General features: G+C 36.8%; 9 protein-coding genes. 6 read left to right on the top strand and 3 right to left on the bottom strand.

All coding sequences use genetic code 11. The features are described 5' to 3' along the window. Positions 1 to 14: 14 nt before the first annotated feature. The 5 genes from ACE1B6_RS20640 (at position 15) to ACE1B6_RS20620 (ending at position 12,886) form a co-directional block, all read left to right on the top strand. Positions 15 to 2,372 carry a response regulator gene (locus ACE1B6_RS20640; RefSeq protein ID WP_413259146.1) on the top strand — a complete coding sequence of 786 codons (2,358 nt, stop codon included), beginning with the start codon at positions 15 to 17 and terminating at the stop codon, positions 2,370 to 2,372. A gap of 49 nt (positions 2,373 to 2,421) precedes the next feature. Continuing rightward, complete coding sequence (locus ACE1B6_RS20635) at positions 2,422 to 4,398, top strand: response regulator (RefSeq protein ID WP_413259145.1); 1,977 nt, start codon at positions 2,422 to 2,424, stop codon at positions 4,396 to 4,398. A 9-nt stretch (positions 4,399 to 4,407) separates the two neighbouring features. Continuing rightward, positions 4,408 to 9,252, top strand: coding sequence for a PAS domain S-box protein (locus ACE1B6_RS20630; RefSeq protein ID WP_413259144.1), 4,845 nt, complete (start codon positions 4,408 to 4,410; stop codon positions 9,250 to 9,252). Next, positions 9,245 to 10,771 carry a diguanylate cyclase domain-containing protein gene (locus ACE1B6_RS20625; RefSeq protein WP_413259143.1) on the top strand — a complete coding sequence of 509 codons (1,527 nt, stop codon included), beginning with the start codon at positions 9,245 to 9,247 and terminating at the stop codon, positions 10,769 to 10,771. Before ACE1B6_RS20630 ends, ACE1B6_RS20625 begins: the two co-directional genes overlap by 8 nt. A gap of 90 nt (positions 10,772 to 10,861) precedes the next feature. After that, complete coding sequence (locus tag ACE1B6_RS20620) at positions 10,862 to 12,886, top strand: adenylate/guanylate cyclase domain-containing protein (RefSeq protein WP_413259142.1); 2,025 nt, start codon at positions 10,862 to 10,864, stop codon at positions 12,884 to 12,886. On the opposite strand, the gene ACE1B6_RS20615 is transcribed toward ACE1B6_RS20620, so the two are convergent. Beyond that, positions 12,887 to 13,081 (bottom strand): hypothetical protein, encoded by a 195-nt coding sequence (locus ACE1B6_RS20615; protein WP_413259141.1) that lies wholly within the window; start codon positions 13,079 to 13,081, stop codon positions 12,887 to 12,889. A 264-nt stretch (positions 13,082 to 13,345) separates the two neighbouring features. Continuing rightward, entirely contained in the window at positions 13,346 to 14,119 is a 774-nt protein-coding gene (locus ACE1B6_RS20610; protein WP_413259140.1) for a pentapeptide repeat-containing protein, read from the bottom strand. Between the two features lie 170 nt (positions 14,120 to 14,289). Here ACE1B6_RS20610 and ACE1B6_RS20605 point away from each other — a divergent pair, with 170 nt between their 5' ends. Next, positions 14,290 to 15,126: a metallophosphoesterase gene (locus ACE1B6_RS20605; RefSeq protein ID WP_413259241.1), complete on the top strand. Its 837-nt coding sequence runs from the start codon at positions 14,290 to 14,292 to the stop codon at positions 15,124 to 15,126. A gap of 640 nt (positions 15,127 to 15,766) precedes the next feature. Here the strand turns inward: ACE1B6_RS20605 and ACE1B6_RS20600 are convergent. Then, positions 15,767 to 16,558: a hypothetical protein gene (locus ACE1B6_RS20600; RefSeq protein WP_413259139.1), complete on the bottom strand. Its 792-nt coding sequence runs from the start codon at positions 16,556 to 16,558 to the stop codon at positions 15,767 to 15,769. Positions 16,559 to 16,568: the final 10 nt, after the last annotated feature.

Genomic DNA, 16,568 nt, shown 5'->3' with positions numbered 1-16,568 from the left:
AAATGGAGGAAAGTATGAAAAAACCGATCGTCCTCTGTGTTGATGATGAAGTAACAATTTTAGATAGTCTCAAGATAGAGCTTAAAGCAATATTAGGCAATGATTATTTGATTGAAACTGCTGAATGTGGGGCTGATGCTTTAGAGTTAATTGAGGAATTAGTAGCAGATAACTATCAGATTGCCTTGGTTATTTCTGACTATATTATGCCTGATTTAAAAGGCGATGAATTACTAAGGCTAATTCATGAATTAATTCCTGAAACCTTGAAAATTCTTCTCACTGGTCAAGCAGATTTAGAAGCAGTGGGAAACGCGATCAAATATGCTAGATTGTATCGTTATATCGCCAAACCGTGGCAAACAGAAGATTTAAAATTAACTGTTAAAGAAGCCGTACATAGCTACTTTTTATCCCAACAGCTGGCAGAGCAAAATGCTCAACTCCAGCAAATGAATCAAAAATTAGAAAGTATTGTTGAAGAACGTACAGCAGCATTACGTCTTTCGGAAGAAAAGTTTGCTAAAGCTTTTCGTTCCTCTCCCAATCCAATTACTATTACTAGGCTTAGTGATGGCTGTCATATTGAAGTTAATGATGCTTTTTGCCAAATGATTGGTTATAGCAACCAAGAGATTATTGGTAGTACAGCGATCGAACTAGATTTATGGGTGAATTTGTCCGATCGTATCCGCTTATTTGAATTGTTAACTTCTCACAGCAGAATTCGCAACTTTGAATTTGATTTCCGTACCAAAGACGGAGATATTAGAACTGCATTACTAGCAGCAGAAATTATCGAAATCAGCGGAGAAACTTGTGTAATTTCTGTGAGTCAAGATATTACCGAACGTAAACAAGCAGAATTAGCATTGCAACAAGCAAAAGAAGCAGCAGATAAAGCCAACCGTGCCAAAAGTGAGTTTCTTTCTAATATGAGTCACGAATTACGAACTCCATTGAATGCTATTTTAGGCTTTACTCAATTATTATTACGTGATTTATCTTTAAAAGTAGAGCAACAAGAACAATTAGGAATTATTAACCGCAGTGGAGAACATTTACTCCAACTAATCAACAACATTTTACAAATGTCTAAAATTGAAGTAGGAAGAGTAACAGTAGATCGAAATACTTTTAACTTGTGTAAGTTATTAAATAGCCTTAATGAAATGTTAGAACTGCAAGCTAAGAAAAAAGGTTTGCAGCTAATTTTTGATTGCCATCCAAATCTGCCGCAACATATAGAAACAGATGAAAATAAATTGCGACAAGTGTTAATTAATTTACTGGGAAATGCCATTAAATTCACAAATGAAGGAGGGGTAACTTTGCGAGTTAAATTGGCAGATGAACCTAGAAATCAAGAACAAGTGGATTTACTCGATTATTTATTTTTTGAAATCGAAGATACAGGAGCCGGAATTTCTCCGCAAGAAATAGATAATTTATTCAAACCATTTATGCAAACAGAAACTGGTCGGCGATCGCAAGAAGGAACAGGTTTAGGTTTGCCAATTAGCCGCCAATTTGTTCAACTCATGGGAGGAGATATTACTGTTAACAGCATCTTAGGTAAAGGGACAATTTTCAAATTTTATATTGCTATTAATATTACTGATAAAAGTCAGGTAGAAAATACTCAAGAAAATCAGCGAGTAGTTGCTTTGGAACCGGGACAACCTGAGTATCGTATTCTTGTAGTTGACGATCGCTTAGAAAGTCGTCTTTTATTAGTCAAACTATTAGCATCCCTTGGCTTTGCTGTACAGGAAGCAGAAAATGGTCAGCAAGCAATAAAACTGTGGTCAACTTGGGAACCACACTTAATTTGGATGGATATGCGAATGCCTGTTATGGATGGTTATGAAGCTACTAAATACATCAAAACCTATTCAAAAGGTCAAGAAACTGTAATTATTGCCTTAACAGCAAGTGCTTTTGAGGAAGAACGTTCTGTTATCCTATCAGTAGGCTGTGATGACTTTGTAGCAAAGCCATTCCGCGAACAAATAATTTTAGAAAAAATAGCTAAATATTTAGGAGTGAATTACATTTATGAACAATCAATTTCATCATTAAGTAGTGAAGAAAAACTAACAGCAAGTTTTTCATTACCTGGAGAAGAAACTTTAAACGGAAACATAGATTCAGGCAATAATATTGAACCTTTCTGTTTACAGGTAATGTCTCCAGAATGGATTGATGAGCTATATCAGGCGGCTGATTCAGTAGATAATGAACAAATTTTTACATTACTGGAACAAATGCCACCTGAATATGCTCATATTCGTCGATCGATTGCTGATTTAGCTCACAATTTCCGGTGCGACAAAATCATCGATTTAATCGAAGCACAGAAAAGCAGCTAAGCCAAATTAACAAATTACTCATTAGTTAGTAGAACCCGATTTTAAAATAATGGATAGCAATAGTATAGGTCATAAAGGAAATATTTTGATTGTTGACGACACGCCAGAAAACCTGCAAGTTCTCTCGGCAACTTTAACCGATTGTGGATATAAAATTCGGGGAGTAATTAATGGAAAAATGGCATTGCGAGCGGCGCGATCGGCTCAACCCGACTTAATATTACTTGATATTAGAATGCCGGACATGAACGGTTATGAAGTCTGCGAGCAACTTAAAAGTAGTTCCGAAACTATGGAAATACCTGTAATTTTTATTAGTGCTTCTGATGAAGTATTAGACAAACTTAAAGCCTTTCAAGTTGGAGGTGTAGATTATGTCACCAAACCATTTCAAGTAGAAGAAGTTTTGGCAAGAGTTGAACATCAACTAACAATTCGCAGATTACAAAAACAATTAATAGCTCAAAATCAGCAATTACAAGCAGAAATAATTGAACGCAAAAAGGCAGAAGAAGCCGCCGCCGCTGCTTCTCAAGCTAAAACGGAATTCCTTGCCAACATGAGTCATGAATTGCGTACTCCCCTGAATGCAATTTTGGGTTTTACACAAGTTATGATGCGCGACTCTCTCTTGAGTAGCGATCAAACAGAAAACCTGCGAATTATTAATCGCAGCGGTGAACATTTGTTGGAATTAATTAATGATGTTTTGGAATTATCTAAAATAGAATCAGGAGTACTTTCACTCAATGAAGCTAGCTTTGATTTTTATAGACTTTTAGATAGCTTGGAAGAAATGTTTCAAATCAAAGCTGAAAGAAAAAGATTAAAAATGAAATTAATCGTATCCCCAGAAGTTCCTCAGTATATTAAAACTGATGAGAAGAAATTACGCAGTTGTTTAATTAATTTGCTCGCTAATGCACTGAAGTTTACCGAATCTGGAAGCATTATTGTGCGCGTTAATGTCTGTAATGAAAGTGATTCTAGCTTAAGTTCTCAATCATGCCAACTTGATTTTGAAGTTGAAGACACGGGAGTAGGTATTGCAGAAGAAGAAATTAGCGGTCTATTTAATGCTTTTATTCAAACGGAATCAGGAAGACAATCTGCTGAAGGAACTGGTTTAGGCTTAACAATTACTCGCAAATTTGTACAGCTGTTAGGAGGAGATATTACTGTTAGTAGTGTTTTAGGGAAAGGAACAATTTTTAAATTTGATATTAAAGTTACTCTGGCAAATTTTGCAGAAATTACACCTCTAGTCCGTCAGAGAGTAATTGGATTACAGCAAAAACAAATACCCTGTCGAATTTTAATAGTAGATGATAATCGAGACAACCGTTTGTTGTTAGTTAAGTTACTTCAGCCGATCGGTTTTGAAGTGCAAGAAGCTGAAAATGGTGAACAAGCAGTTAGCTTGTGGTCTAGTTGGCAACCACACTTAATTTTCATGGATACTCGAATGCCTATAATGAACGGGTTACAGGCTACTAAAAATATTAGAAACTTGGAAAACCAAAGAAAAAAAATAGATGTATGCAGTGAAGAGAACGATCGCAAATTTTCTCTATTTAACACCTTGCTTTGTGTACCTCATACAATAATTATTGCTTTAACTGCTAGTGCTTTTGAAGAGAGAAAAGAAGAATTTTTGGCAGTTGGTTGTGATGATTTTGTTCGTAAACCTTTTCAAGAGAAAGTTGTCTTTGATAAAATAGCAGAATACATAGGAATACTCTATGTTTATGAAGATTTGCCTCAAGTAAACAACTCCTTTTATAGAAAGCGTTATTCTGTTAACCAAAGACCATATTCATTCTTTTTACCCTTACTAGCTCAAGTACCTCAAAATTGGATACAGCAGTTACATCAAGCCGCCAATGAACTAAATGAAGAGTTAATATCTCAGTTAATTGAGCAATTACCAGCTGACTCTGCAACCCTGGCTAATGCTTTAAGGGATTTGCTTAATGATTTTCGGCTTGACATAATGGTTCGTATAACAAAATCAGCTATGAAGTAGTTTAAAGGTATGTTGCCATCAGAAAATGACTTTCCTCAAATAAAAATTGAAAATGCCAAGACTGAAATCTTAGTAGTTGACGATCAAGCTAGTAACCTCCGATTTTTGTCCGATCTTCTTAATCAAGAAGGATACAGTGTTAAAAGAGCTATTTCTGGAGAATTAGCTTTGAATTATGCGATCGCCTCTCCACCAGATTTAATCCTTTTAGATGTGATGATGCCAGAAATGAATGGCTATGAAGTTTGTCAAAGGTTAAAAGCAAATTCCCAAACTAAAGATATACCAGTAATCTTTCTCAGTGTATTAGACCAAGTTAATGAAAAAGTTAAAGCATTTCGCGTTGGTGGTATAGATTATATTACTAAACCATTTCAAGTCGAAGAAGTACTAGCTCGCATAGAAAGCCAACTCACTATTAAAAACTTACAAAAGCAACTACAAAATCAGAATCAACATTTACAACAAACTGAATCTCTTTTAACTAGTGTATTAGACAGTTCCTTAGATGGGATTACTGCCTTGGCTTCGGTTCGCAATTCCCAAGGAAATATTATAAATTTTAAATGTCTTGTACTAAATCAAGCAGCCGAAAAACTGATCCAACGTAATGCTCAGGATACGATCGGTAAATACTTATTAGAAGAAATGCCTGGTCATCGGGAAAGTGGCTTATTTGAAGCCTACATCAAAGTAGTAGAAACAGGCGAAACTCTAAATAAAAAATTGTATTACCATTATGACAAGATCCAAGGATGGTTTCAAATTATTGCTGTTAAATTAGCTGATGGTTTAGCTGTAACTTTCCGCGATATTACTTCAGAAAAAGAAGCTCAAGAAGCTTTAACTATGGCAAGAAAACGACTGGAATATTTGCTTTCTTCTAGTCCCTCAGTAATTTATAGCTACAAACCTGACATCAACATCACTACTACTTTTATTAGTCAGAACTGTGAAAATATTTTAGGTTATTCAGCAGCAGAATTTTTACAGAAAAAAAACTTTTGGATTAATCGGCTTCATCCAAAAGATAAGGAATTTGTCTTAGCTCAAATCCCCCAAATATTTACCCAAGATCATTTCTCTTGGGAATATCGTTTTTTACAAAAAGATAACAGCTATCGTTGGGTTTACGATACTTTTAAATTAATCCGGGATGAAGCAGGAAATCCTATTGAAGTTGTTGGTTCCTCTACCGATATTACTGAACGCAAGCAAGCACAAGAAGCACTCAGCGAAAGCGAACAACGTTTCCGCGCTATTTTTGAGCAAGCTGCGGTAGGAATGACTCAAGTATCTCTTACTGGTCAATTTCTCCGGGTAAACAAACAGTTTTGTCAAATTACTGGATATTCAGAGTCCGAACTATTACAACTCAATTGGCAACACTGGACTCTGGTAGAAGAAATAGATTTATGCTTAGATTATGTCAATCAACTTTTAGCAGGGGAAATTGACAACTATGCGGTAGAAAAACGTTTAATTCGGAAAGATGGTCAAATTAAGTGGGTAAATGTTAGTGCTTCATTAGTGCGAGACTGGGAAAGAAATCCTCTGTATTTTATCGGGATAATTGAAGATATTTCTCAACGTAAAGAAATAGAAGAAAAATTGCAAAAAAGCCAGCGTTGGTTGCAAGCTATAACAGATGCCAACCCAAATCTTTTATATATTTATAAATTACCAGAACTTAACAATATTTATACTAATGCCGAAGTAGTGAAAATACTCGGTTATACACCAGAAGAATTACAGAATTTGCATAACACAGATTGGTCAAATGTGTTTCACCCAGATGATTACCCGATGCTAATGGAACGTTTTACTAAACTGGAAACAGTTAAGGATGGTGAAGCTATTGATTTTGAGTACCGCATTCGGCATAAAAATGGTGAATGGCTTTGGTTGTTTAGTCGAGAAATTGTCTTTACTAGAACCCCAGATGGTAAGCCGGAACAAATTCTTGGTGCAGCAACAAATATTAGCGATCGCAAAAGAACAGAAGCAGCCTTAAGACAAAGCGAAGCCAGATTTCAAAAATTAGCAGATAATTTACCAGGAGTGATTTATGAAATTATTCAAAAATCAGATGGAAGTTTTCATTTAACTTATATTAGTTCCGCTTGTCGAGAAATTCATGAATTGGAACCAGAAGAAATTCAAGAAAATTTAGAATTAGTTTTTAATAAAATTCATCCCGACGATCGCCAAAATCACGATGAAAGCATACAAATTTGTAGTCAAACCTTAGAACCTTGGCGCTGGGAAGGTAGAATAATTACCCCATCAGGAATTAAATGGATACAAGCAGCTTCTAAACCAGAATCTCACTCAAACGGAGAAATTGTTTGGCATGGTTTAATGTTTGATATCACCGATCGCAAACTCTCGGAAGCTAAACTGAGAGAATCACAGAAAAGGCTATCCTTTTTTGTTCAACAAACTCCTGTAGCCATCATGGAATGGAATAAAAACTTTGAAATAGTCGCTTGGAATCCAGCCGCCGAAACAGTTTTTGGATATAAAGCTGAAGAAATTCAAAATCTTAACGCCTTAAAATTATTAGTCCCACCAGATAAATTGCAAAATATCACTAATTTGCTTCAAAAATTAATGCAAGAAGGTGGCGAAAAACCTCACATTAATCACAACCTAACTAAAGATGGCAAACGGATAATTTGTCAATGGTATAACACAGTTTTAGTAGACAATCACAGTCAAATAATTGGCGGTGCAGCAATGGCAATTGATATCACCGAACGCCAGCAATCAGAAGCCGCCTTACGAGAAAGCGCCGAACGTTTTAAAGCGATCGCTAAAGCGATCGAAAGAATCCGTCAAACCTTAAATCTAGAAACAATATTTAAAGCTACCACCTCAGAATTACGCCAAGTTCTTAATTGCGATCGGGTCGCCATTTATCGCTTTAATCCTGACTGGAGTGGCGAATTCGTCGCCGAATCTGTAGCCAAAGATTGGGTTTCTTTAATTACATCACATCAAGAAAATCCCGATCTGACAAATGACGCTTTAGACTCAGAAAGATGTGTTGTAAAAACCTGGGGAACCCCGGAAATTATAATTCAAGACACCTATTTACAAGAAACCCAAGGCGGCGCTTACACTCGTGGCGCTAGCTATCTAGCAGTAGCAGATATCTATCAAGAAAACTTCGACCAATGCTATATCAATCTCTTAGAACAATTTCAAGCTAAAGCTTACTTAACCGTACCTATTTTTTGTGGCAATAAACTTTGGGGATTACTAGCAAACTATCAAAATTCTGGCTCCCGACAATGGCAAAAAGCCGAAATAGATGTAGTAGTACAAATTGGCACTCAACTAGCAGTAGCTTTGCAACAAGCAGAATTACTAGAACAAACTCAAAGACAATCATTAGAATTAAGGAAAGCCAAAGAAACCGCTGATGCTGCTAACAAAGCTAAAAGTCAATTTCTCGCCAAAATGAGTCACGAATTGCGGACTCCTTTAAATGCTATCTTGGGATTTAGTCAACTCATGGCACGTTCCCCATCACTCTCTTTAGAACAACAAGAATATACAGAAATTATTAATCGCAGCGGCGAACATTTGCTCGATTTAATTAATGACATTTTATCAATGTCAAAAATAGAAGCCGGACAAATTACCTTAAATGAAAATCCTTTCAACCTCCATGAATTACTTAATTCTCTTGAAGAACTACTGCGACTCAAAGCCAACTCTAAAGGTTTACAACTAGTATTTGAAATTGCTCCTCAAGTACCGCAACATATCAAAACAGATGAAAGTAAATTACGGCAAGTTCTCCTCAATCTACTAGGTAACGCCATCAAATTCACCCAGACAGGCGTTGTCAAACTGCACGTTCTTTTAGGAAAAACAGAAATCACTCAACACTCTTTTACCAACCCAAAAACTAAAATTATCTTTATAGTAGAAGATACTGGCCCAGGAATTGCACCTAACGAACTTTCGATTTTATTTCAACCCTTCGTTCAAACCCAAACAGGTCGTCAAACAGGACAAGGAACAGGTTTAGGTTTACCCATTAGCCAACAATTCATCAAATTAATGAGAGGAGATATCAGCGTTCGCAGCCAACTTAGTCAAGGAACTACTTTTACATTCGACATCCTCGTTAATGTAGTTTCTCATTTGGAAGAAAATGCCATCTCTTCCACAAAACGAATTATCGGTTTAGAGCCAAATCAACCGACTTACCGTATCCTCATAGTTGAAGATATTAAAGAAAATCGACAATTAGTAGTACAATTGCTCACACCTTTCGGATTTGAAATCCGGGAAGCTGAAAATGGTCAACAGGCAATTAACATTTGGGAAAGTTGGCAACCTCATTTAATTTGGATGGATATGCAAATGCCAATCATGGATGGCTATGAAGCCACTAAACACATTAAGTCTCACGCCAAAGGTCATGAAACCGTGATTATTGCTCTTACTGCTAGTGCCTTTCAAGAGCAACAATCAGCTATCTTAAAAGCAGGCTGTGATGACTTTCTCCCCAAACCATTTCGGGAAGAAATGCTATTTGAAAAAATGGCAAAACATTTAGGATTGCGCTATCTTTATCAACAAGATTCATTATCTACCCCTGTTATTCATCCCGCACAGACAAAAAATATTAACCCGGATGACTTAAAGATTATGCCAAAAGAATGGTTAGTTAAACTACATAGAGCATCACTCGCTATCAACGACCAAGACGCGATCGAACTTATTCAACTAATTCCCCTAACTCACTCTGAACTAAGGCATAATCTACTAGATTTAGTGGATAACTTTCGCATGGATATAATTATCGAATTAACCAGAGAATTTTCTGATGAATGAATTCAAATCACTACAGCATAAAGCCGATATTTTAATTGTTGATGACACCCCAGACAACTTACGGCTTTTGTCGAATATGCTGATGTCTCAAGGTTATCAAGTAAGAAAAGCAATTAATGGTAAGTTAGCTTTAAAAGGAGTACAAGTAAGCCAACCAGACCTGATATTATTAGATATAAATATGCCGGAAATCAACGGTTATGAAGTTTGTAAAATCCTCAAATCCCAGGAAGTAACTCGCCATATTCCGGTGATTTTTATTAGTGCTTTAGATGAAACTTTAGATAAAGTGAAAGCTTTTCGAGTTGGAGGAGTAGACTATATTGCTAAGCCTTTTCAACTGGAAGAAGTGTTAGCTCGTGTGGAAAATCAATTAACTATTCATCAACTGCAAAAGCAACTTTATCAGCAAAATACCCAACTACAATTAGAAATTCTGGAACGGCAGAAAGTAGAAGAGGAAATTAGGTTTTTATTGGATACTACTCAACTAATTAGTAAGTCACTAGATTTTGACGGTGCGCTGAAAGTAACCCTTAAACAAGTTTGCCTCGCTATAGGTTGGGATTTAGGAGAAGCTTGGATTCCCAATAATAAAACTAGCAAATTAGAATATAGTACTGGTTGGTATACTAGTGATAAAAGCTTGGAAAAGTTTATTGAAAAAAGTAAATCTTTAACCTTACCTCCTAGTAGTGGATTACCCGGAAGAATTTGGACTTCCAAACAATTTGAGTGGTTAAAAGATGTTTCAAATGAAACTGAAACTAAATTTGTGAGACAAAAAGATGCTCTGGAAGTCGGTTTAAAAACAGCTTTTGGAATTCCCATTTTAGTCAACGATCAAGTTTTAACTATTCTCGTATTTTATAAAAAACAATTAAGCGAACCGGAACCTAGAGTAGTTGATTTGGTTCATGCTTTAGCTACTCAGTTAGCTTCACTAATTCAATTGAAAAGAACTGAAGACGCTTTAGTAAAAGCTAATCAAGAACTAGAGCGATTAGCTACTATAGATAGTTTAACAGGTGTGGCTAATCGTCGGTTGTTTGATGAATATTTAGGATTAGAATGGTTACAAATGTTTCGGGAAAAATCTCCGTTATCTTTAATTTTATGTGATGTAGATTTCTTCAAGCTTTATAATGATACTTACGGACATTTGGTAGGAGATTTTTGTTTACAGCAGGTAGCTACAACAATTAATACTTGTGTTAATCGTCCCGCAGATTTAGTAGCAAGATATGGAGGTGAAGAGTTTGCTGTAATTTTGCCCAACACTGATGCTAATGGTGCTCTAAAAGTAGCAGAATTAATTAGACAGAAAGTGCAATCTCTGAAAATTGTTCATGCTACATCTACTGTTAGTGAATTTGTTACGCTCAGTTTAGGAGTGACTACTGTTGTTCCGAATACAGAAATTAATCCCGATATTTTAATTGCGATAACTGATAAAGCACTTTACTGTGCTAAACAGCAAGGAAGAAACCAGATTATTTTAGAAAATTTAGTAGAATAAACTTCAAGAAGGTCTTCCAGTCAGGGGCTTATTCAGGAGAATCGTTAAAACTACCAATTCAATAATTTTAATAATTAATCGCCGCTTCTGATGAATCAGCAACAAGAATCACAAATAAATCCAAAAACAACAGCTAATATCCTGATTGTTGATGATACGCCGGATAATTTAAGGCTGTTATCTACAATGCTTTCTGGACAAGGGTATTATGTGCGAAAAGCAATTAATGGACAAATGGCTTTAAAAGCAGCACAAATGTCTCCTCCCGATTTGATTTTGCTCGATATAAATATGCCGTTAATGAATGGTTATGAAGTATGTCAAACTTTAAAAGCAAATCCTGATACTTGTAAAATTCCTGTGATTTTTATTAGTGCTTTGGATCATGTAATAGATAAAATTAAAGCCTTTGAAGTGGGTGGAGTAGATTATATTACTAAACCATTTCAGTTAGAAGAAGTTTTAGCAAGAATTAACAATCAATTAAATCAAAAAAGATTAGCAGAACAACTAGAGTTTAAAAATCAGCAGTTGCAAGCAGAAGTTAGCGATCGCAAAAAAGCCGAAGTAAAAATTCGTCTTTTACTAGCAGCAACTCAAGCCATTAGTCGCGCCGAAAAATTTGATACTGCCATTGAGGTAATTTTACATCTAATCTGTAGAACAATTGGCTGGGATTTTGGTGAAGCTTGGATTCCCACTGACGATCGCCAAGTCTTAGAATGTTCTTCAGGTTGGTATGCCAGCGCAGCAGATTTAGAAATATTTAGACAAAAAAGTTTGCAATTTAAATTTCCTTTCAACTTCGGATTACCGGGAAGAATTTGGAAACATCGACAGCCAGAATGGATTGAAGATATTTCATCTCAATCACTAGACACTTTTTCTCGCCAAGATATTGTCACAGCAGTAGGATTAAACTGTTGCTTTGGCGTTCCAATTTTACTAGCTGATGAAGTTTTAGCAATTCTAGTCTTTTTCAAAAAAACTACTACCAAAGAAGAACCAAATTTATTAGAACTAGTGAGTGCAGTAGCTACACAATTAGGTTCGCTAATTCAACGTAAACGCGCAGAAGAAGCCTTAAGATTAGCCGAACAAAGATATCACAGCATTGTCGAAAACGCAGTAGATGGCATTTTTCAATCAACCCCTTCTGGGCGTTATCTTAGTGCTAATGCTGCTTTAGCCAAAATTTATGGTTATGATTCTCCATCAGAATTAATTGCAGTTCTGGGCAATATTTCTCATCAACTTTATGTCGATCCCGATCGCCGCCAAGAATTTGTGGCTAGAATGGAAAAAGATCACGCAGTTTATGGATTTGAATCTTTAGTGCGGCGTAAAGATGGCAAAATAATTTGGATTAGTGAAAATGCTAGGGCAGTGCGTGATTCGACAGGAAAATTACTTTATTATGAAGGCACAGTTTCCGACATTACCGTGCGTAAAGTAGCTCAAGAAGCTCTTCGTTACCAACAAGAACAAACAGAAAAACTGTTGCTAAATATTCTTCCCGAACCAATTGCCCATAGATTAAAATTAGAACAATGTACGATCGCCGATAGTTTTGAAGAAGTCACAGTTTTATTTGCTGACTTAGTAGGTTTTACCGAATTGTCAGCCAATACATCTCCTCGACAACTCGTAGAAAATTTAAATATAGTATTCTCTGAATTCGATCTCTTAGCCGAACAGCATGGTTTAGAGAAAATTAAAACCATTGGTGATGCTTACATGGCTGTAGCTGGATTACCTGCCGCTCGTCCCGATCATGCAGAAGCCGCAGCTGAAATGGCATTAGGTATGCTGGGAAAAATTGCCGAATTTAATATTAAAACCGGGACAAGTTTTAGCTTAAGAATTGGCATGAATACAGGCCCAGTTGTTGCTGGCGTAATTGGCATTAAAAAATTTAGTTACGATTTATGGGGTGACACAGTTAACACCGCTAGCCGCATGGAATCTCAAGGTATTCCTGGCGTAATTCAAGTTAGTACAAATACGTATCAACTACTCAAAAGTAAGTACAAGTTAACTAAGCGAGGTGCTATTCCGATTAAAGGTAAAGGAGAAATGGTAACTTATTTGCTCACAGGCAAAAAGCCTTTTTAATTATTTCTGCTGTGTTGCAGTAGGTTGCCAAATTTTAGCTAACAATTGTTGCTCTACTAAATTTTCTGATTCTGTAGTTGTATTTTTTGCCGAATAGACTTGCCAGTTAGTCTGAGTCATATCTGGTGAGTTTACTGGTAAAAGAAAATGTATCGAAAAAGTGACTGTGGCTGCTAGTAAAAGTTTTTCTAACATCTCTAACTCCCCCCAACGGCAGTTAAATTACTGCTGCAACGTTGATACTATTACTATCAGTTCTTTCTCGGTTAAATAGAGTGACTCAACTCGCTAAAAAATTGTGACTATTTACAACTCATTAAGTGATTTGGATCACAGTTAAGGATAAGTTGAGCAACTGAGAAAGCAGGCAGTTAAAAACAGAAAAAAAAATTACTTGTGACGCAGAAACCCGGTTTCTTAATTAGATTAAGAACTGGAAACCGGGTTTTTTGGTCTAAATTAAAGCCATAACTGAAGGGCTAAACTTGCTAAACCTTGGAATAAGTTAAGCAGATTTTCGCCAGTACTAGGACGACGTTCTTTGGGATTGTTTAGTTGTTCGATTCCGGCAATTATTTGTTGCGCGACTTTGACACCTTCTTGATTACCTTGGGTATTGTAGAGTTCAGATGCTTTTTTAGTATCTGCAAGTGCGGCGATGCGATCGCCCTGATTAAATTGCACCATTCCCCGACCTAAATAAGCATTAGCATAATCAGGTTTCATGATCAAAGCTTGATTTAGCAGTTCCATCGCCCTTTGGTGATTATCTCTCTCTGCTTCTGCCATTCCCCAACGGTAAAAATCTTCAGCATTACCCGTATAATTTGGTAGTCCAACTGCCCCCAGCAAATTCGCATTAGCTAAATTTGTGCCAACTAAATTTGCTTGAGATAAATAAGCACCTCTTAAATCAGCAGCAATCAGATTAGCGCCACTCAGATTAGCACCAGTCAGATTAGCACCATGCAGACTGGCACCCATCAAGTTAGCACCTCTGAGATCCGCACCCATCAAGTTAGCACGGCTGAGGTTCGCTCGACTTAAATCAGCACCAGTTAAATCAGCACCCGCCAAATTAGCCATTACTAATCCTGCGTCAGCTAAATCGCATTGAGAGCATTGTCTGCTAGCAAGTAGCTGTCTAGTATGTTCGGGATTGGCGGCAAATGCTGTATTTGTCAGACTAAGTGTGGTTAGTAAAGTGGCACTAGCTATAGGTGTGAATTTCATAAGCTTATCGATCGCGACGTTATGGGAACTTTTTTGCATAACAGAATTTTGCTCAATTAGGGCGATTAATACAAGTCTTTTCCCCAACTAAGTTTGACTTTTTCCGGTAGAAATCTCCTTTGCATAGAGGTTTTGTTATGTTACATACGATATATAACAGAGATAAATATATGCACAGATTACTTACTGGCAGGTTAAAACTCGAAAAGTTAACCGTGCCGATCGCTAATTTACCCCCATCATTACACGGCATCAAAATCGTCCAACTCTCAGATTTTCACTATGATGGTTTACGCTTGTCGGAGAATTTGTTAGCAGAGGCGATCGCGACCAGCAACCAAATTGAACCCGATTTAATCTTTCTGACAGGTGACTATGTTACCCACGATCCCGATCCAATTCATCAACTAGTACTCCGACTTAAACATTTAAAAAGTCGCTTTGGTATTTACGCCGTTTTAGGCAACCACGATCTTTATTTTTCTCACTCAAAAACCACTATTATTCGTGCTTTAGCTAGTATTGATATTCAAGTTCTCTGGAATGAAATTGTTTATCTTTTCGGATCTCAATTAGCGATCGTTGGATTTGCCGATCTCCGTTCCCACCAATTTAATCCTACCGCAGTCATGCCCCAAATAGATGCGAGAATTCCTCGCCTCGTCTTATCTCATAATCCTGATACCGCCGAAGACTTGCAATTCTGGCGCGTCGATTTACAATTATCTGGTCATACTCACGGCGGACAAATTATCATTCCTAAAATTGGCTCAATCCCAGCATTATTACCAAAAATTTACCCTTTTATTCCTCAACCTTTGCGCCAGAAGTTGCCTTACACCAAGAAAAAATGTGCCAAAGTGTTCCAACATTGGGAATGGTCGCAAGGCTTACACCAAGTAGGAAAAAACCTGCTTTATGTAAATCGAGGGTTAGGAAGTTACTTACCTGGACGCTTGTTTTGTCGCCCAGAAATTACTGTAATTCAGTTATTTGCTCAAGATTAATTATTATAATTATTTAATTATTAACCAACTGATTATATCGATCGCTTAAACAACTGTAAACCCGCCTCGCTAGGGAAAATACTGATAGCTCAAGGCGGGTTATTGAGATAACAAACAGTCGAATTAATTACAACGACTGAATAACGAACAGTTTCCAAAAAGAAAGAACTTAAACTCCAAAATATGGACTATACTCGCAACAGACCGGACTCTCGGTTTGCATCACCTCCGTTCATTCAGACACTTACCGATCGATTTGCGTTCTTTCAAGAACAAGCAATTAGTACAAAAACTGAACGCAAATAATAACTCTCAAAAATGAAACCTCAAAAATGAAACATCAAAAATGAAATATCATTCCGGTTATCTGTTGCATTGGCGATCGAGCAGGAAGGCACAAGCTCGACACCAAACCAAAATGCGAAAGTTGAATTGAAGATCTACTTGGTTTGTGCCTTATTTAATAAAGTAGCATTTGTTTCTCGGTAATGAGTAACAACTTTACCAAACTTTAAAGAGCTTTATTTGGTGAAACACTTTCTTACGCTTTTTCATTAAACAGTTTAGTCTTACTTCTTTTTCTAGTAAACATTAAGATCAAAATCCCCTCAAACTAGAGGGGAAATCGTCAGTTTGCTCTTTATTGTTCAGATTGATTGGTAGTAGATGGAGAAGTATTAGTTCCAGGCGTTGTAGTAGTTCCATCTGGAGAAATATCATCGCCTGAAGTTGTCGGATTACTTTGATTTCCCAAATTAGGATTAGTACTATCGCTAACTCCGGGAGATGGAGAACCTTGAATTGAAGGTAATTGTTGAGTCGAATTTGTAGATGATTGATTTTCAGTTTGTTGATTAGCAGGTAACTGTTGAGTCGAATCAGGAGACTGCTGTTGTCCAGTAGTAGGTGGAACAGTAATATTAACGTTTGGTGTCGCTTGTGGCGTTGGCGCAGACTGCTCAATATTAATATTTGGTGCGGGTGTGGTTGTAGTTGGTGTTTCTCTTTGAGGAACTGGAACTACTTGCACTTCAGGATTTCTTTCAATGACTCTTTCTTGAATAATTGTTGGTTGTGGTTCTGGCGAAGGAGAAGGTACGACTACAGGCGCAGGTACAGGTTCAGGTGCAACTACAGGTTCTTGACTTTGCCTCCACAAATAGTAAGCTAAGGCAGGAATAGCTACTAAAGAAGTCAAAACAATTCCCAATATTAAACCACGAGCCGCATTATTATTTTCCCGAACTACCCGATTATCTTCATTGTATCGACGTTCGGCAATTCGACCGTGAACGTAACCGTCTCTATACTCTTCAGGTGGTATATTGTTAACAGTTTCAGTGTTTCTTGGTACTTCTGAGTAATTGTTTTGGTTCGGTTCGGGATTAACTCCACGATTATATGTTGTGCGTTTATCGTCGTCGTTATACATTGTTTTTACC

The organism is Floridaenema fluviatile BLCC-F154 (assembly GCF_041929135.1).
GTDB classification, from domain to species: domain Bacteria; phylum Cyanobacteriota; class Cyanobacteriia; order Cyanobacteriales; family Aerosakkonemataceae; genus Floridanema; species Floridanema fluviatile.
The sequence above is the reverse complement of the archived record's forward strand: the minus strand, read 5'-3'. Positions and strand labels throughout refer to the sequence as shown.

What these genes read in the sequence shown, in the direction of transcription:
- ACE1B6_RS20600 (WP_413259139.1), bottom strand. Translation starts at nt 16,558, where the DNA reads ATGTATAACGACGACGATAAACGCACAACATATAATCGTGGAGTTAAT.
- ACE1B6_RS20640 (WP_413259146.1), top strand. Translation starts at nt 15, where the DNA reads ATGAAAAAACCGATCGTCCTCTGTGTTGATGATGAAGTAACAATTTTA.
- ACE1B6_RS20630 (WP_413259144.1), top strand. Translation starts at nt 4,408, where the DNA reads ATGTTGCCATCAGAAAATGACTTTCCTCAAATAAAAATTGAAAATGCC.
- ACE1B6_RS20610 (WP_413259140.1), bottom strand. Translation starts at nt 14,119, where the DNA reads ATGAAATTCACACCTATAGCTAGTGCCACTTTACTAACCACACTTAGT.
- ACE1B6_RS20620 (WP_413259142.1), top strand. Translation starts at nt 10,862, where the DNA reads ATGAATCAGCAACAAGAATCACAAATAAATCCAAAAACAACAGCTAAT.
- ACE1B6_RS20615 (WP_413259141.1), bottom strand. Translation starts at nt 13,081, where the DNA reads ATGTTAGAAAAACTTTTACTAGCAGCCACAGTCACTTTTTCGATACAT.
- ACE1B6_RS20605 (WP_413259241.1), top strand. Translation starts at nt 14,290, where the DNA reads ATGCACAGATTACTTACTGGCAGGTTAAAACTCGAAAAGTTAACCGTG.
- ACE1B6_RS20625 (WP_413259143.1), top strand. Translation starts at nt 9,245, where the DNA reads ATGAATGAATTCAAATCACTACAGCATAAAGCCGATATTTTAATTGTT.
- ACE1B6_RS20635 (WP_413259145.1), top strand. Translation starts at nt 2,422, where the DNA reads ATGGATAGCAATAGTATAGGTCATAAAGGAAATATTTTGATTGTTGAC.